15 protein-coding genes are annotated in these 16,819 nt (G+C 48.3%); 5 read left to right on the top strand and 10 right to left on the bottom strand.

What is annotated here, in order from left to right; translation table 11 throughout:
- Together DXN05_RS19885 and DXN05_RS19880 are read right to left on the bottom strand one after the other, a co-directional pair.
- Window positions 1-1,119, bottom strand: coding sequence for a glycosyltransferase (locus DXN05_RS19885; RefSeq protein ID WP_116849042.1), 1,119 nt, complete (start codon window positions 1,117-1,119; stop codon window positions 1-3).
- On the bottom strand, window positions 1,116-3,599 hold the full coding sequence (locus DXN05_RS19880; protein WP_116849100.1) for a YfhO family protein: 2,484 nt from the start codon (window positions 3,597-3,599) through the stop codon (window positions 1,116-1,118). Before DXN05_RS19880 ends, DXN05_RS19885 begins: the two co-directional genes overlap by 4 nt.
- 121 nt (window positions 3,600-3,720) lie before the next feature.
- Between DXN05_RS19880 and DXN05_RS19875 the strand changes: the two genes are divergently transcribed.
- The 3 genes from DXN05_RS19875 to DXN05_RS19865 are packed head-to-tail and all read left to right on the top strand — an operon-like array spanning window position 3,721 to window position 5,176.
- Window positions 3,721-3,945 carry a hypothetical protein gene (locus DXN05_RS19875; RefSeq protein WP_147314007.1) on the top strand — a complete coding sequence of 75 codons (225 nt, stop codon included), beginning with the start codon at window positions 3,721-3,723 and terminating at the stop codon, window positions 3,943-3,945.
- The gene (locus tag DXN05_RS19870) at window positions 3,942-4,754 is read left to right on the top strand and encodes a queuosine precursor transporter (protein ID WP_116849040.1); all 813 of its coding nucleotides are present in this window, start codon (window positions 3,942-3,944) and stop codon (window positions 4,752-4,754) included. Before DXN05_RS19875 ends, DXN05_RS19870 begins: the two co-directional genes overlap by 4 nt.
- A gap of 17 nt (window positions 4,755-4,771) precedes the next feature.
- The gene (locus DXN05_RS19865; protein WP_116849039.1) at window positions 4,772-5,176 is read left to right on the top strand and encodes an energy transducer TonB; all 405 of its coding nucleotides are present in this window, start codon (window positions 4,772-4,774) and stop codon (window positions 5,174-5,176) included.
- An 85-nt stretch (window positions 5,177-5,261) separates the two neighbouring features.
- Here DXN05_RS19865 and DXN05_RS19860 read toward each other — a convergent pair whose 3' ends face one another.
- A complete protein-coding gene (locus DXN05_RS19860) occupies window positions 5,262-5,990 on the bottom strand; it encodes a hypothetical protein (protein WP_116849038.1) in 729 nt (242 codons plus the stop codon).
- A 178-nt stretch (window positions 5,991-6,168) separates the two neighbouring features.
- Window positions 6,169-7,833 (bottom strand): M1 family metallopeptidase, encoded by a 1,665-nt coding sequence (locus DXN05_RS19855; protein ID WP_116849037.1) that lies wholly within the window; start codon window positions 7,831-7,833, stop codon window positions 6,169-6,171.
- Window positions 7,834-7,860: 27 nt separating this feature from the next.
- Here DXN05_RS19855 and DXN05_RS19850 point away from each other — a divergent pair, with 27 nt between their 5' ends.
- Window positions 7,861-9,552: an ABC transporter substrate-binding protein gene (locus tag DXN05_RS19850; RefSeq protein WP_245975253.1), complete on the top strand. Its 1,692-nt coding sequence runs from the start codon at window positions 7,861-7,863 to the stop codon at window positions 9,550-9,552.
- Window positions 9,553-9,587: 35 nt separating this feature from the next.
- Here the strand turns inward: DXN05_RS19850 and ctlX are convergent, their stop codons facing one another.
- From ctlX to rpiA, 6 genes are all read right to left on the bottom strand, one after another.
- Window positions 9,588-10,487, bottom strand: a complete 900-nt coding sequence (gene ctlX / locus DXN05_RS19845; protein WP_116849036.1) for a citrulline utilization hydrolase CtlX — start codon at window positions 10,485-10,487, stop codon at window positions 9,588-9,590.
- A 22-nt stretch (window positions 10,488-10,509) separates the two neighbouring features.
- The gene (locus tag DXN05_RS19840; protein ID WP_116849035.1) at window positions 10,510-12,036 is read right to left on the bottom strand and encodes an arginine deiminase family protein; all 1,527 of its coding nucleotides are present in this window, start codon (window positions 12,034-12,036) and stop codon (window positions 10,510-10,512) included.
- 314 nt (window positions 12,037-12,350) lie between these two features.
- On the bottom strand, window positions 12,351-12,545 hold the full coding sequence (locus tag DXN05_RS19835; protein WP_116849034.1) for a hypothetical protein: 195 nt from the start codon (window positions 12,543-12,545) through the stop codon (window positions 12,351-12,353).
- A 55-nt stretch (window positions 12,546-12,600) separates the two neighbouring features.
- The gene (locus DXN05_RS19830) at window positions 12,601-13,281 is read right to left on the bottom strand and encodes a spheroidene monooxygenase (protein WP_116849033.1); all 681 of its coding nucleotides are present in this window, start codon (window positions 13,279-13,281) and stop codon (window positions 12,601-12,603) included.
- Window positions 13,282-13,323: 42 nt separating this feature from the next.
- A complete protein-coding gene (locus DXN05_RS19825; protein WP_116849032.1) occupies window positions 13,324-15,099 on the bottom strand; it encodes a chloride channel protein in 1,776 nt (591 codons plus the stop codon).
- Between the two features lie 34 nt (window positions 15,100-15,133).
- The gene (rpiA, locus tag DXN05_RS19820) at window positions 15,134-15,820 is read right to left on the bottom strand and encodes a ribose 5-phosphate isomerase A (RefSeq protein ID WP_116849031.1); all 687 of its coding nucleotides are present in this window, start codon (window positions 15,818-15,820) and stop codon (window positions 15,134-15,136) included.
- A gap of 52 nt (window positions 15,821-15,872) precedes the next feature.
- Here rpiA and DXN05_RS19815 point away from each other — a divergent pair, with 52 nt between their 5' ends.
- Complete coding sequence (locus tag DXN05_RS19815) at window positions 15,873-16,769, top strand: sugar phosphate isomerase/epimerase family protein (protein WP_116849098.1); 897 nt, start codon at window positions 15,873-15,875, stop codon at window positions 16,767-16,769.
- Window positions 16,770-16,819 lie beyond the last annotated feature (50 nt).

Below are 16,819 nucleotides of genomic sequence, written 5' to 3'. Positions count from 1 at the left end.
TCACGAATTGATAAATGCCGCTGCCTTTTCTGTAATATGCTCCCAGTTAAAATAACTGAAAAACGCGGCAGGGATGTGTTGTTGCGGTTGTAAAGATAACATTATGCGGGCCGTTTCATTACAAAACGCTGCTACATCATGATCGGGTACAATGGCTAATTGCCCGCCGGTAACAGCTGCCGGTATCCCTATGGCACCGCTGGCAAAGCTGATGCAGGCCATATCGCTGGCCAGGGCTTCTACCAGTTTTGTTTTTATACCGCCACCCTGTGTAATGGGATTGAGAAACAGCTCGGCGCCACGCAGGTACAAATCCATATCAGGCACAAACCCTGCTATAACCAGCCCGGGTAATGCCAGCTGCTGTATGTGCTGCGGTATGTCTTTGCCGCAGATGATGAGTGTAAATGGCTGTTGCTGCTGTTGAAGCAAAGGATAAATGCGCTGTACCAGCAGGTTGAGTGCGGCAGCATTGGGCGCATAGTCAAATGTGCCGTTGAACAGCACAATACGTTCGCCGGGTGCAATGTTGTGCGTGGCGCGTAATATGGCCTGTGCTGCCTGTTTTTCGGCAGGCCGGGGAGGGGCAGTAGCTGCAATGCCGTATGTTGCCACCATGCATTTGTGGGCTGCCAGTTTAAAGCGCTCAATGGCATATGCGGCATCTTCGGGCGTAATAAAAAAATTGTAGTCTGCCCGGCGGTGTACCCAACGTTCATATTGCGCCAGCAACGGCGCCCAGCTCTTGCCAATACTTTTAAACCGTTGTCCCTCTATGTTGTGCGATTGTACAATCAGTTTTACACCGGTCAGCTGTTTCAGGCAAACGCCCAGCCAGCCCATGTAGGGGTGCTGTATCATTACATGGGTAAACTGCCGTGTGCGTATTAAGCGTTGCAAACGCAATGCAAGCAGGGGATTAAAGTATCGTGTAAACGATCCGGTCATCACCGGCAGCAGCTCGTAACCCGCAGCCGCTTCAGGTATGTTTTGCTGCGTGCCTGCACAGGTAATACTGATGTGATGCGCCAGAAAGCGATGAAACCAGGCAATAAATTTTTGCCCGCCCGTTTGGGCAGGCAAAAATTTATAAGGAACAATACTCAACAGTTTTATCATGCAACGGCACCTGGCTTTTGCCTTTTATAAAGTGTAAACACCGCAGCCAGTATGGATAACCATAACAGGATGTTGGCGATATAATTCAATGTCTGACCGGTATGGTACAACGAAGGTTCAAACTTAAATTCAACAGTGTGGGCACCGGCAGGTATTGCAATACCGCGCAGTACGTAGTTTACTTTGGCGTAGTCTGTTTTTTTGCCGTCGATGTATGCGTTCCAGCCGCTGGGGTAGTAGATTTCACTTAACACGGCAAACTGGTTGGCAGCAGCCTGCGAACGGTATACCAGGTGGTCATTGTCTGCATTAACCAGCTCAATACGGGCAGTGGTATCTGCACCCGGCTGGTTGCCGATAATGCTTTTGAAGCTGTTATCTGCAATGGCGGTGGTAAGCGGGTTAAAGCTGTCGAGTGCTTTCATTTCCTCGGCAGGACCGTTTACAAACGTCACATTCTTCACCAGCCAGCAGGCGCCCATGGCGCTGTCGTTGCGTTGAACAGAAGGGCCGCTGTTCTGCTGTGCAGGTATAATAAAGTAACGCGTGTCAAGCATGTTCAATACGCGCATATTGGGCGTTGCCCTGGAAAGCTGGTTTTCAATTAAATCCTGGTAAATGCGCAGTTTGGCTGCATGGTAGCCGCCAATGTTGCGGTGGAAATAAGAAGTAACAGCCTCCATAAACCGGTCGGGGCGCAGGTTGTACACCCTGTAGTGCGAGCTGGTATCCTGCAGTATCAGCTTGTCTGCTGCATCAGGCGTAAAGTTTTCGCTCTGGTAGCTGTCTTTATCCTGGAAATTATTGCTGCTTAAATATTTGCTGTCAGTAGCCAGCAGGTCGGTGGTATTGGCTACAATCAGTATCACAATGATGGCTACTGCTTTCAGCATTTTTTTCATGTACAGGAACAGCAATGCTATTACCAGCACACCAAACAGCAATGCCCGGAAAATACCCGCACCCAGCATGGCTTTCCTGTCACCGATCATCGCGTTTACAATCAGGTGCCCCATTTCGCTGCTGCCGTTTTGCGGGTTGGTGTAAGCCTTGATAATCTGTTCATCAATAAAGCTGTTGTAACCATTAAACAGGTACACGATTACTGCAATACCCAGCAAGGCAGCTGCTGCGTACAATATTTTTTTGAATAGCCTGTTCAGTTGTTCGGGACTTGTTTCGAGCAGCAGTTGCTGCAGGGTAATACCGGCCATCAAAGGCAGCAATAACTGTGGTATTACCAGCGACATGGAAGGCGCCCTGAATTTATTGTACAGGGGCAGGTGGTTGAACAGTATTTCGTTAAAGCCATAGAAGTATTTACCCCATGCCATAAAAATGGTCAGCACCACAGCCGTGAGTATCCACCAGCGGTTAAACGAGGAAGACACCACAAAACCGATAACAGCAAGGAAGCAGATAATAGCACCCAGGTAAACAGGGCCAGCCGTAGAATCAAGGCCGCCCCAGTATTTGGGCAGGCTGCCTGCGAGCTGTACGGCATTTGATTCAGGAATATTTTTCTCAACCAGTGCGCTCACTACTTTAGAGTTTTCGTCGTAGGTTTCAGCACTGCTGCCGCCAAATGCCTGTGGCATCATCAATGTAATGGTTTCGCTTTTGCCAAAACTGTACGAGAAGCCGTAATCAATGTCCAGGCCGGTTGTTTTTACTGTCTTGGGCGCGCCTGCTTCGGTTGTTTCAAGTGTTTTACCGCCGCGCATGGTATAGCGCGCATAATCATAAGTGGTTAATAAGGTAATGGCTGAATTACCTACACCAATGGCACCGCCCAGCAAAGCCAGGGAAAGTGCGATGGCCATGTGTTTAAATTCACCGGCTTTAATCCAGCGAACGATATAGAATATCGTCATTACCACCGAAGTAATCAGCGCATAATAAAATATCTGCGGGTGGTTACTCACCAGTTCCATGGTAGCGAACAGGGCGGTAACAAACAGGCCAATAATATACTTCCTGTTATACAATAATACCAGGCCGGCCAGTAAACCGGGCATATAGGCAATGGCCGACATCTTGCTGTCGTGCCCTGCAATCAATATCACGGGGTCATAACTGGCATAGGCATAGGCAAGACTGGAAAAGATAGCCACCAGGTAATTAAGGCCGAAGCTCATGCTTAAAATATAGAAGCACAAACAGGCAATAAAGAAATATGAAGCAGGAACAGGCAGGCCCAGTGAAAAAATAGCATTCAGATCAGGCAACAGGCTTTTGCCTTCAATAGCTACCTGGTAATTGGGCATACCGCTGAACAAATGGGTGTTCCACAAGGGAAAATGACCATGTTTTTCCTTATAGTTAAAGGCATCCTGTGCCATACCCTTCCAGTGTACAATATCTGCCTGCTGCAGCACCTTTCCATCGAGTGCCGGATGACAGTAGATTAATGCCACTATAATAAACACGCCAAGGGCAATGATATGGGGCAGGACTTTTTTCCACGAAAAATTCTTCATGTTGATCATTTATAGCTAGGCAAATTAAAAGTATTTTGCACGAATGATAGAGAACAAATGGTATTTATTCTTATCCCGGATTACTTTTTTGAGTAACCTAATGTTTATATTGTGCGTTTTATTGCGTTACACACATGTGAACATCCCCGAAGTATTAACCGGTTTAATACTGATCCTGGGCTGGTTCCCGGTGAGTATTCCGCTGAATATTGCTACCGCCTGCTGCATGGTATACCTGCTGCTGGCTAAAAAGCAGCATCCTGTAAAGGCATGGCTGCAGGTAGTGAACCTGTTTTTTCTCGTCACTCAATTTGTTTATTACATCGTTACCTCCAATCAACAATGATCCGTAAGATTCTTTCAGACAAATCAACCCGGCTTTTTATCGGCTTTACCGCTTTTTTTGTGGCCAATGCACTGATTGCCGAATGTATCGGCGGCAAGCTGTTTTCCCTGGAAAAAGTACTGGGTATTGCACCAGCCAATTTTACCTTGTTTGGCCAAACCGGCCTGTCGTTTACCCTTACCTGCGGTGTGTTGCTGTGGCCGCTGGAATTTGTGATTACCGATATCGTTAACGAATATTATGGCCCGGCTGCCGTAAAACGCATCAGTTATACGGCCATTGCCCTGATTTCGTACGCGTTTATCATGTTTTACGCCGCTTTACACATTGCGCCTGCCGATTTCTGGGTACATTCCAAGCAGGATTCGGGCGTGCCTGACATGCAAAACGCCTTTTCCGCTATTTTCGGGCAGGGAATGTGGATCATTGTCGGAAGTCTGGTCGCATTTTTGGTAAGTCAGTTGGTAGATGTGCTCGTATTTCACCGCATTAAACGTGCTACAGGCGAAAAACATGTATGGCTGCGTGCAACAGGCTCCACCCTGGTAAGCCAGCTGATTGACAGTTATATTGTGCTGATTATTGCTTTTAAAATTGGCAATAACTGGAGCTGGGGACTGGTGCTGGGTGTTGGAATGATGAATTATACCTATAAATTTATTGTAGCCATTGTACTTACCCCGGTTATTTACCTGGCAGAACGATGGATAGAAAAATACCTGGGACACGAAAAAGCGGCTGCCATGAAAAGGGCAGCCATGGGCAGGGGGGAAGATGATGGTTTCGAAAACATTCCTACTGCCGGTTAGGTTTAAACAATTAATGTATGAAACAACTACTGTTTATTATTGCCATCGCCTGTTTCAGTGCAACGCGTGTGCACGCGCAAACCAGTGATACCATACTGGAAAGAACGGTACGCCCCGTGATAGTGGAAGCACAGTTTCCCGGCGGTGTAACAGCCTGGCGTACGTACCTGGCCGAAAAAATGAATAATTCCGTAGCGCTGAAAAACAAAGCGCCGAAAGGTGTTTACCGGGTACTGGCCAGTTTTAATGTAAATAAAGAAGGTAAGGTGACGGATGTTAAAATACTGGCAGATCCTGGCTATGGTACCGGGGATGATTTTAAAGCCGTATTGCTGCAATCGCCTAAATGGAGCCCGGCTACACAGGATGGCAAGCCGGTTACTTACCAGCAAAGGCAAACACTTACTTACCAGGTGCAATAACTGCAATTGAAATAAAAAAAATCGGTCCCGGCTTAGCCGGGACCGATTTTTTGTTGACACAGCGTATAAATGCTGACCGCTTGTGTTAGTTGTTCCAGAAAGCAGTGTACGGGTTGTAGAGGTCAAAATTGCTGCTCATGTACTGTTTGGTGCCGTAAGAAACGGTTATCCAGTCAATGCTGCCAGAAGAACCTTTAAAGCCGGTCCAGATTCTTTTCAGTGTACCAATAGAGCGGGTGTAAGGAACTGTTTTAACCAGCTGGTCGTTGATGTAGAATGACGCCTGGTGGGCGGTCATTGCCAATTTCACAGTAGCCCACTGGTTAAAAGTTTTAACCAGCGATGCGTCGCCAATTACACCGGCTGAACCTACGGTGAACTGGTTAGACAATACTTTTTCTGAAGTGCCTACGGTACGTAACACAATTGAATCGTTGGTACCGAAAACGTACAGGAAGAAGTCATACGCTGCTACTGCACCCTGACCGCTGGTAGGTACAATCACGCGTTCAGTAAAGGTCACCGAATCAACTTTTATGGTAATGCCGCCGGGAACCACGTTAACAAAACCGGTGTGCAGGTAGCTTGGGTCAATGTCGCCTGGAACATTAGTGTAGTCGAAGTGCGCCACGTCGTTGCTTACGAAACCACTGTCGAACCAATGTTCGGTATTGGTTTGCTCATTGGGTAAAAAAGCTCTCCAGTTAGAAGTTGCGGAGGAAGTGTGCGGCGTAACACCGATGGGATCTTTAGAACAGGAAAAAAAAGCCACTGCAAGAACAGGGGCAATTAAAGCCAGTTTTTTTCTAATCATTTAGGATTGGTTTTGAATACCTAAAAATAGAATAAAAATAACTGGCAGCAATCCTGCGGGGCTGAAATGGATGGTTTACCGGTGAAAAAACGGTAATCATCCAAACAAAGTTCCACATATAACAAAGGCAGACCTGCAATCCCAGGCCTGCCTTTGTTATGATTCGCACATTGCCTTATCAGGGCTTATCTGTTGCCTTGGTATGAATGTAATACAACCGCTCTATCAGCTGGGCTGTAGCGAGTGATTGCTGACCGGCATTCAGTGTAACAGATTGCCATTCTTCCGTTGGTTTCAGCTTTAGTACCGCTTTGTCTGAATGCAGTGCCAGCGGCAGGTTAAAGCCTTTTACGCAGTTGGTATAACGGAATGATAATTTGTTGTCTTTAACTGCAAACTCCAATACAGGTATTTGTGTGGTGCGCAGGTACTGGTCAAATACTTTAGAGAAATCAAAACCGGCCTGTTTGCTGATGTATTGTTCTACCTGTTGCGTGGTAACTGTCTGGTGGTAGAAGGTTTTACCCAGCCCGCGCAATATCTGCCTGAACAAAACATCATTGTCTATTGCATGGCGGATGCTGTGCAGCATGTTGGCGCCTTTGTAATACATATCACCGCTGCCTTCATCGTTTACGCCGTAATGACCGATAATGGGTACATCGTTGCGGATGTTTTTACGGATGCCGTAACAGTAATCATTACCTGCTTCCTTGCCATAATAGTATTCGGTAAACAGGGTTTCGCTGTAGTTGGTAAACCCTTCGTGCACCCACATATCGGCAATGTCTTTCGTGGTAATGTTGTTGGCAAACCACTCGTGACCGCTTTCGTGTACGATGATAAAATCCCATTTGGTACCCCAGCCTGTGCCGCTCAGGTCCCGGCCCAGGTAACCGTTCTGGTAATGGTTGCCATAGGCCACAGCGCTCTGGTGTTCCATACCCAGGTGGGGCGATTCAATGAGCTGGTAGCCATCTTCATAAAAAGGATAGGGGCCAAACCAGTATTCAAACGCACGCATCATGTCTTTGGCCTGTGCAAACTGTTTTTTTGCTTTGTCCAGGTTGTAGTCCAGCGGCCAGAAATTCATATCCAGTACGCCTTTTTCGCCATGCAGCGTATCACTGAAATGCGCGTATTTGCCGATGTAGGGAATAATGGTGTAGTTGTTAATGGGATTACGCACCATAAAGCTGGTGATGGTAACACTGTCTGCCGTTTGCTGGTGAATCATACGGCCGTTGCCTACTGCCACCAGTGTATCGGGCGCGGCGATGGTGAGAATGGCGCCATTGTCGGGTTCATCACTCTGGTGATCTTTACAGGGATACCAAACGCTGGCACCAAGACCCTGGCAGGCCACGCTCATCCAGGGGCGTTTCTCTGCATCTTTGGCGAAAATCCAGCCGCCATCCCATGGCGGACGAACGGCAATGCGCGGTTGGCCATGAAAATAGGTGGTAATGGTATCTACCGATAAATATTTCTGTTTGGGTACCTGTACATGAAAGGCATTGCCTTCACGGGTAAACTGCAACCTGCGTTTGCCGAATAACACACTGTCCAGCTCCATCGGCTGCTGCAGGTCGAGCTGCATAAAGGCAGGGTAACTTTCTTCCACTACTTTGTAAACGATGCGGTTGGTGCCACGGATGGTTTTGTTAAGATAATCCGGTGCCACGCTGATATTGTACTGCTGCACATCCCACCACGTACGTTCCGCTCCCAGTGTGCCACGCAGCGTGTCAGCATGTGTAAATGTTTTTTCACCCTTCTGCGCCTGCGCCATGCCGTGCATACCCGCAACGGCAGCGAGCGTCAAAAAAAATACTTTCTTCATGCGTTAAAAATAGGATATTCGGCATTAATGAAATGGATTTATCACCCGATGCGTATCATTGGCAGATCGGTTACGGCTTTCAAACGCCCTGCTACGATAGTGTTTGCAGGCTGTGTGCTGTGGCTGTTGCAGGGATGCGGCAGCAACACGGAACAGCACAAACAGGTATTTTATTACAATGAAGTAGACGGCGTGGCTTCACTCGATCCCGCTTTTGCCAAAAACCGTTCGGTGATGTGGGTAATACACCAGCTGTACAACTCACTGGTTGAAATTGACAGCGGCCTCAACATTGTGCCCTCACTCGCCAAAAGCTGGGATATCAGCGCTGACGGAATGACCTACACTTTTCACCTGCGCAGCAATGTTTATTTCCAGGATGATGCCGCCTTCGCAGGCGGAAAAGGCAGGCGCATGACTGCAGCCGATGTGGTGTACAGCTTTAACCGCATTACCGATAAGGCCACAGCCAGCAGCGGTGCCTGGGTGTTTAACAACCGTATTGCGCCCAATGGCTTTACTGCTGTGGATGACACCACGTTTAAACTCACCCTGCTAAGACCTTTTCAGCCCATACTGGGCATACTCAGTATGCAATATTGCAGCATTGTACCGCACGAAGCAGTAGAAAAATACGGGAAGGATTTCAGGCGGCATCCCTGTGGTACCGGGCCTTTCAGCCTGTTTATATGGGAAGAAGGGCAGGCCCTGGTATTACATAAAAACGAACATTACTGGGAACAGGACAGTGCCGGCAAAGCCTTGCCTTACCTCGATGCCGTACAGATCAGTTTCTACGATAACAAGGCCACCGAGTTCCTGCAGTTCAGGCAGGGCGTGCTGAGTTTTATCAACGATGTAGATCCTTCTTATAAAGATGAGATACTCACCAAAACAGGCCAGCTGCGCAGCCAGTGGAAGAACAGGATTGTGCTGGATACACATGCTTATCTCAATACCGAATACTTTGGCATTTTAACTGATCCGGATAACCCGCTGGTAACGCAATCGCCGTTGCGACTGAAAGCCGTGCGCCAGGCCATGAATTATGCGATAGACCGCAAACAGCTGATGATGTACCTGCGCAATTCCATTGGCACACCGGCTGAAGGAGGTTTTGTGCCCGCAGGGTTACCCTCGCACAACGCTGAGCTGGTGAAAGGCTATCCATTCAACCCCGTAAAAGCAGCACAGTTGCTGAAAGAAGCCGGTTTCCCGGATGGCAAAGGACTGCCGGTGATTAAGTTGCTTACCATACCGGTGTATGCAGACATAGCCAGTTTTGCGGCCAGGCAAATGGAAGATGTAGGCATTAAAGTACAGGTAGAAGTTGTGCAGAAAAGCCTGTTGCTGGAACAGACTGCCAAATCGCAGGCGCCGTTGTTCAGGGGCAGCTGGATAGCCGATTACCCGGATGCGGAAAACTATATGGCCGTTTTTTACAGCCGCAACCCGGCACCGCCCAACTATACCCGTTACCGCAACCCGGCGTTTGATGAGTTGTACAACCGCGCCCTGCAAACCACCAATGATAGCGCACGATATGTATTGTACCGCCAGATGGATCAGCTGGTAACCGACGATGCGCCGGTAATACCTATTTTTTACGATATGGCCATTCACCTGCTACAGCCCAACATTACAGGCTTCAAAGCCAATGGTCTTAACCTGCTTGAACTGAGAACGGCTGCAATCAAGAATAATGGCATGCAACCATAAAGAAAATTGCCCCGGCTTAACCGGGGCAATTTTCTTTAAAATACTTCCGCCATCATGCACCTCGCACTGCCGCCGCCATTGGTTTCAATGGTATGCAGGTCGCTATGGATAATGCGGTTGTAGTTTTCCAGTGTTTTTAACTGGTCTTCCGTGAGCGATTGGTAGGCTTGTGTACTCATTACCAGCAGTGGCTCGCCATCTTTACCCAGCACCTGCAGCATATTGCCTGCAAAGTGATTCATCTGGTCCAGTGTAATCAGCACCGCTTCTTTTTCCGTACCGTTAATGGTGGCAATTACATCGCTGCGTTCTGCCACATCACGGATGCTTTCAAGGCAAATCACCACGTAGTGATCAGCCACACACATCATTACATTGGTATGGTAAATGGGTTTGTTGTTCTTGTCGGTGGCATGAAAAATCACCGGCTCGTATTTCAGTTTCTTCGCGAACTCCTGTAATACTTTTTTGTCGGTGCGCGGGGAGAGGCAGGCATAGGCAATACCCTGATCCCTGTCGAGCACCATACTGCCGGTGCCTTCAAGAAAGCGCTGTTCTTTTTCAAAGCCGCTCAGGTCAATTACATTGGCAATGCCCTGTTCCTGTTTCATGCGGTTGATGATGGCCTCGCTGCGCTCGAGCCTGCGGTTGGGCGCAAACATCGGGTACAGCACCATGGTTCCGCCCGGGTGAAACGACAGCCAGTTGTTGGGAAACAGGCTGTCTGGTGTATGCGGCTCCGGGGTATCGTCAATCACGGTTACCTGCACACCATTGTCACGCAGCAGGGTTACCATGCGGTCAAATTCTCCGAGTGCTTTCTGTTGTGCGTCTGCCTGTGCACCTTCTACCTGGAAGGCGTTGTTTACCGCCGTTTGTGCGTTGTAGGTAAACTGCACGGGCCGTATCATTAATATATGCTGTGTTGTTTGCATGAAGGGGAGTTGTTTTATAAAGTTACACCAGTTTATCTCTCAGCAGCGGCATGCTCATGCAATGCGAGCCGCCGCGCGCGCGCGACAGTTCGGCCGAAGGCAGCAGTATCAGCGTGTTTTCGAGCAGCTGCGGGTCCTGTCCCTGTTCAAACAATTCAAATGCCTGTTCGGTGGTAAGCACGTTGAAACCCGCCTTGCGGAAGGCATCCGAGGTCTTGTCGTTACGGTCGTAACCAATTACCACACCTTCTTTCAGCGCCACCACGTTGCACGAATCGGTCCATTGCTCTCGGTCGTCGTGCGGAAAATCATTGCCGCCGCTGTAAATAATGGTCACTTCCTGCGGTGAACAGCCATAATCTTCCACGCTGATCTGCGTAAGCAGCGCTTCTATGCCCGCGGGGTTGTTGGATACGCTGTAGTCTTTGTTAGACTGGTATACTTCAGATGATTTTTTATAAAACTGCAGTATCTCCGGGTCTTCCATTTTATGCAGCTGCGATTTGTGCATGAGTATGCCGAGATAAGCTTTCTTGATATTGTTTTCCGCTTCAAGTATCTTTTCAGAATACCTGCCGTACAATACCCACACGTTGCGCTTTACCTGTGTGAAGATGGTATCAATATGCATCTGCGCCCGTTTGCGCGGTATTTTCACTACTGATATTTTTTCAATACCCAGTGAGGACTTGCTGAAAATGGAGTGGATGATTTCATTCACCGCGTTGGAGGAAGTGCGTTCGCTGCAACCCACAATCAGGTGTTTGGGATGAATCATCATAATGTCCCCGCCCTCAATGCTGATGATGCGCTGGCGGCGTTCCTCTTCTTCATACAAAAAGAAATCACTTTCTTCTGTAATCTCAATTACCTTATCCAGGTTTTCTTTAAAAAAGTAATACAGTGCAAGGCATTTGGTAATGAGCGATTCCCTTTTGCGCGCGGCAGTAGCCATGCGGCTCAGTAGAATATGATCTTTGATCATGATACCGATATCGCGCGTGAAAATAAAGTTGGGAATGGGCGGGAAAATAAACTGGTCGTCCCGGGTGCCGTTCTCTTCAGAAGGCAATACCCCCGTGATCAGTATTTTCGACAGCAGGGCTGTATCCGTAATAGATTCCAGCTTTTGCTGGGTAATAAGGCTGGTTTCTTCGTACGAGCAGATGGCTGCAATCAAACGCAGTTTTACCCGCTCATCCTGCAGTATTTCTTCCAGCAGGTTCTGGGCATCCATTACGTTGTGGCTTTGGAAGTATTCTTTTTTGCCGGGAATAAAACAGTTGGCACGCACTTCTTCATCGGGTGATTGCTGGCACTCGTTGATATAGGCGATTTTTCCGGGGTCAAGGAAATACAGCAGCAGTTTTACATAATGGTTGTATTCTTTCTGCATCTTTTTCAGATGCACAATATCATCGTACAGGTTATCTGAGAATGTACTGGGGATTATTTTTCCGATGCCCCCGTCAGGACTGTGAATGAGAATTTTGCGCAGGGTTCCGAGTTCCGATTCAACAAACAGCTGTTGATGGTCGATAGTAGACATACGTTTCTTTTTTGTGGCGGTGCTTCGCACTGATGCCGGCTAATAAATTAATTGATCGCATTGCATGCCCCGGTAAAGGGCGTCCATTCAGTAATCGGGACTGCCGCAATCGGCCGAAGAAATCAGGTTCAGGAAATACGCCAGAAGCAACTTTGTACGCTTGTGTTTCGGTGCAAACATGTTGCAATATAGGGAGTTTAGGGCAGCTAAAGCAACGCCCGGTCAGGCCGGCGGGTGATTGTGATTAACAGGTGCATAGCGCAAAAAAAAGCAGGAGGGATGAGCGTCCTTCCTGCTTTGCTGTGTTAAGCCCGTTAGTCCGGGTTTTTTGTCTGCGTCTTGATCGTTTTTTTGTCAGCCGGCGGATGCGGGAAATTGGGATAATCTTCATCTGTTTTTTCATCCGGGCTGTTCTGCACATCCTCTTCCCTGGTCATGGGAGTGCTGGGATGTTTTTGCTTGATCTCTTTTCCGGTTGAATGCGGGTGACTGGTGTGTTCATTTTTCATGGCTATCTAGTTTAAATGGGGCGATAAAACTGCACCATACAAACCGATGCCAGTTTCATGCCATTCCGGGTACGCCTGGAAGGTGGATGCCTTTTGCCCGGATTATCTTAAAACGCACGTACATTTCTTCCCTGTACCAGTTATCCCTCCTGGTTTTTGCCACCACGCCGGCATGGCTCTTCCCTGCATAAGCGAAAGCACGGATCGCTTCGGGAGATGTCCAGATGCTGAATGTGGCCTGTTTTATCCACGGCACTTCACCAATGCCATAAGCACACAACAGGCCCCCGGCCAGTGCTGTTTGCGCTGACACGGCAGGCACATTGCGCCAGAAGCTGTGCAGTTGGCTAAAGCGTATGGTAGCACGGGTTAAAACAGCCGTAATGCCATTGTAGTCAGTGTGTTTAGGCAGGTTGCCGAATATTTCGCTTTTATCCCAGCACCCATGCCCGGCAATGGGTTGCAGCAGTAGTTGTACCTGCTTTGCAGAAAATAAAGTCCAATAAAAACGTATAAATTTATTGTAATCAGAAACTTGTGTGATATTATCCTGCGTTTCAACAGTTAGCAGGGCCCATTGCCGCCAATCCGGGCGTTTGGAAAATCCTTGCCCTTTTCCCGAGCCCATCAGTTTCCAGAAGCTGTAACGCTTGCTCCACCAAAGCGGCAACCGGAACAAGGCCATGGACAATATACCTGCCCAGCCCATCAAACGCGGGTAGGTAACAATGGTCAACCTGCAATATAGCGTTGAATTGCTGATGGTTATGCCGTTTGCTTAATTATAGCTGTAATGAATAATTTCTTTACGGTAACGATCGAGTATGGCCGATTTGGTAATGAAACCGATAAAGCGCCCGTCTGCGCCGGTTACAGCCAGCGTGGTGGCGTGCTGTTGCTCAAACTTGTACAGTACTGATTCCACATCATCCGTATCGATTACCGCGGTTTGTTTCAGCATTACATCTGCTGCGGTATTGGGTGCACTGATACGTTGGTCATCGAGCAGAATTGATTTAATATCATTGAGATAGATGCTGCCAATTAATTTTTTGTTTTCATCCAGTACAGCATACACATCTTTGTTGTTGCCGGCAATCAGTTTCAGCATGCTGCGCCAAGGCATGGTGGCAGGGAATGCCAGGTGGTCTTTCTCCACCAGCTGCAGTAATTCCAGGCGGCTTAGCAGGAATTTATCTTTATCACTGGGGTTGAGTTTGCTGCTGAGGGAAAGTTTTTTCATTTCCATCGACAGCGGTTCAAATGATTTCACTACGAAGAAACTGATGGCCGATACCAGCATCAGGGGAATAATCAGGCTATACCCGCCTGTAATTTCAGCGCTCAGGAATATAGCAGTTAAGGGCGCAAAGAACAGGCCGCTCAGCAGTCCGGCCATACCCACTACAATAAAGTTGGCTGTGGGCACCTGGTAACCCATGTGGTGGCATAATTGTGCGGCCACATAACCCAGCAGTCCGCCGATTAACAGCGCAGGCGCAAAACTGCCGCCATTGCCGCCGCCCTGCAGCGTAAAGGAAGTGGCAAAAACCTTTAGCAGGATAACTGCCGATAGCATGGCGATCAGCAGCCAGCTGTTATTGGTATTAAAAAATAAGAGGCCGGTTTTATCCAGTGTATTGTTTTCGGCCAGCGATTTAATGGTGGCATAACCTTCCCCGAACAAAGGCGGGAACAGGAAAATCAATACAGCAAGCAGGGAGCCGCCGATAAGCCATTTGTTTGTTCTTGAAGTAATGTGTTCAAACCGGTGCTCGAGCCAGGTAAATACCCGGGCATAATACAAGGCCAGCAAGCCGCAAAGCAACCCAAGGCCGATATAAAAGAAAGTATTGCTATAGTTAAAAGGCTGCATGTTCCTGAAATTCAGCAAGATCTCGTCGCCAAGTATAATTTTGGCAATCAGTGCACCAGTGGCTGCTGAAATAATGAGCGGGATAAAGGTGGTGATGGTAATATCGATCATCAGCACCTCCAGCGCAAACAAAACACCTGCAATAGGCGCGCTGAATGCAGAAGAGATGCCCGAAGCAATACCGCAGGCCAGCAGCACCGTGCGTTCTTTATAAGGCAGGTAATACACACGCCCGAAGTTGGAGCCAATGGCTGCGCCGGTAGCCACCATGGGCGATTCCAGTCCGGCAGAACCGCCCAAACCAACGGTAACACCGCTGGTTAACAGGTGGGAGTACACCTGGCTGAAGGGCAGGTTGGCGCCTTTTTTGGCAATGGCATATACAATTTTATCATTGCCTTTCTGAAAATTATTGCGGAACAACCGGTATATCATCAATGCGGTGAGGCCAATACCCGCCATGGGTAAAAGGGATTGCAGCCAGACTGTATTTCCAAACCGCATGTGCTTGAAAAACAATTCTTCCAGGCGGAAGACGAATAATTTTAACAACACCGCGGCAAGACTGGCTGTGGCGCCTACCACAATGCAGGCGAACAGCAAAAACTGCTTTTCGGTTAGCTTTTTCTTCAGGTATAAAACGCTTCGGCGAACAGGCAGGTGTATAAAACTAAGCATAGGCAAAGGTAATGGTTATGTGACCGGGTAGCTGTTATTGTTGTTTATATAGTACCTGCACACCCTGTTCCCCGGCTATCACGGCTTTTTGGGCGATGCCGAAAAACAAGGAAGTTTCTACCACACCAGGAATACTTTTGGCAGCCGGGTTTATTTGTTCCAGCGGTGGCCAGGCCGTAAACATTACATCCAGCAGGTAATTGCCATGGTCGGTTACAATAGCGCCATCTTTTTGCGGTGCCTGCCGCAGGCTACTGGTGGTACCGGCAAACAAGCGGCCTATTTGTGCCTGTACATACGTCAGCGCCTCGGGCAGTACTTCAACCACCAGCGGGAAACGGGTGCTGAGTTCCTGCACGTATTTGCTTTCATCGCCCACCAGTATAAATTCACCCGCCATGAAGGCCAGTATTTTTTCGCTGGTGTGTACACCGCCGCCGCTTTTCAGTGCATTCAGCCCGGCATCAAACTGGTCGCAGCCGTCAAAATACAGGTCAATGGCACTGGTATGGGTAGCCTGTTGTACGGCAAACCCTTTTTGCTGTAACAGGCGTGCGGTAGAAAAGGAAGAGGTGTAAACCCGGAAAGCAAGTCCTTCGGCTGCCTTTTGCTGCAGCAGATCGGCCATATGCGCCATAGTGCTTCCGGCGCCCAGGCCAATGCGGTGGTTGTGCTGAACAAATTGTACGGCTGCCCTGGCTGCTTCTTTTTTTAAATCCATGACTGATGTTTTGGTTATATCCTTAATTTTAAACACTTATAAACATTACCATATGATATCCAGGCGGTCCTTTGTAAAAGCTTCAGCGCTTGCTTCAGCAGCTTACCTCGTGCTTCCATCCTGCAGTTCCGGTAAAAACCTGCCGGCAGCCCATACCATCGGTTTGCAATTGTACACGGTGCGTGATGCCATGCAGCAGGATCCGCGCGGCACACTGGCCAAAGTGGCGCAGATTGGTTTTAATGCACTGGAAGGTGCTACCTATACCGGTTCCCAATTGTTTTACGGCATGGATCCCAAAACCTTTGCCGGCGTATTAAAAGAACATGGCTTAATCATGCCCAGCAGTCATTACCGCCTGGGCGCCGAAAATACCAATGGCGCCGTTACCAACGGCACCCTGCTGCACAACTGGGATAAAGCCGTGGACGATGCAGCCGCAGTTGGCATTCAATACATGGTATGTGCGTACCTGAGCGAACAGGAACGTGGCAATTTAGATCATTACAAACAACTGGCCGATGAGTTTAACAAAGCAGCCGCAGTTTGTAAAAAAGCAGGCATCCAGTTCTGTTACCACAACCACGATTTTGAATTTGCACCACAGGATAACCAATTGCCTTACGATATCCTGCTGAACAATACAGACAAAGACCTTGTGAAAATGGAAATGGACCTGTACTGGGTTACCAAGGCTGGTCACGATCCTGTTGCATTGTTTAACCAGCATCCCGGCCGTTTCCCGCTGTGGCATATGAAAGACATGGACAATACGCCCGCGCACAACTTTACCGAAGTAGGCAATGGGGTAATTGATTTTAAAAGAATACTTGCACAGAAAGAAAAAGCCGGCTTTAAATATTTCTTCGTAGAGCAGGACAAATGCCCCAGCTCTCCGTTCGACAGTATTACGCAAAGCATTACCTATATCAAGAAGAACCTGGTATAACAGTGAGTAGTCAATAGTGAATAGGCAATAGTGAATAAACAAAAAGAGCG

It is taken from the genome of Deminuibacter soli, assembly GCF_003412455.1.
GTDB classification, from domain to species: Bacteria; Bacteroidota; Bacteroidia; order Chitinophagales; family Chitinophagaceae; genus Deminuibacter; species Deminuibacter soli.
Note: the sequence above shows the minus strand (reverse complement) of the source record. Positions and strands in the feature narration are given on the sequence as shown.

What these genes read in the sequence shown, in the direction of transcription:
- DXN05_RS19885 (WP_116849042.1), bottom strand. Translation starts at nt 1,119, where the DNA reads ATGATAAAACTGTTGAGTATTGTTCCTTATAAATTTTTGCCTGCCCAA.
- DXN05_RS19880 (WP_116849100.1), bottom strand. Translation starts at nt 3,599, where the DNA reads ATGAAGAATTTTTCGTGGAAAAAAGTCCTGCCCCATATCATTGCCCTT.
- DXN05_RS19870 (WP_116849040.1), top strand. Translation starts at nt 3,942, where the DNA reads ATGATCCGTAAGATTCTTTCAGACAAATCAACCCGGCTTTTTATCGGC.
- DXN05_RS19865 (WP_116849039.1), top strand. Translation starts at nt 4,772, where the DNA reads ATGAAACAACTACTGTTTATTATTGCCATCGCCTGTTTCAGTGCAACG.
- DXN05_RS19860 (WP_116849038.1), bottom strand. Translation starts at nt 5,990, where the DNA reads ATGATTAGAAAAAAACTGGCTTTAATTGCCCCTGTTCTTGCAGTGGCT.
- DXN05_RS19855 (WP_116849037.1), bottom strand. Translation starts at nt 7,833, where the DNA reads ATGAAGAAAGTATTTTTTTTGACGCTCGCTGCCGTTGCGGGTATGCAC.
- DXN05_RS19850 (WP_245975253.1), top strand. Translation starts at nt 7,861, where the DNA reads ATGAAATGGATTTATCACCCGATGCGTATCATTGGCAGATCGGTTACG.
- ctlX (WP_116849036.1), bottom strand. Translation starts at nt 10,487, where the DNA reads ATGCAAACAACACAGCATATATTAATGATACGGCCCGTGCAGTTTACC.
- DXN05_RS19840 (WP_116849035.1), bottom strand. Translation starts at nt 12,036, where the DNA reads ATGTCTACTATCGACCATCAACAGCTGTTTGTTGAATCGGAACTCGGA.
- DXN05_RS19835 (WP_116849034.1), bottom strand. Translation starts at nt 12,545, where the DNA reads ATGAAAAATGAACACACCAGTCACCCGCATTCAACCGGAAAAGAGATC.
- DXN05_RS19825 (WP_116849032.1), bottom strand. Translation starts at nt 15,099, where the DNA reads ATGCTTAGTTTTATACACCTGCCTGTTCGCCGAAGCGTTTTATACCTG.
- rpiA (WP_116849031.1), bottom strand. Translation starts at nt 15,820, where the DNA reads ATGGATTTAAAAAAAGAAGCAGCCAGGGCAGCCGTACAATTTGTTCAG.
- DXN05_RS19815 (WP_116849098.1), top strand. Translation starts at nt 15,873, where the DNA reads ATGATATCCAGGCGGTCCTTTGTAAAAGCTTCAGCGCTTGCTTCAGCA.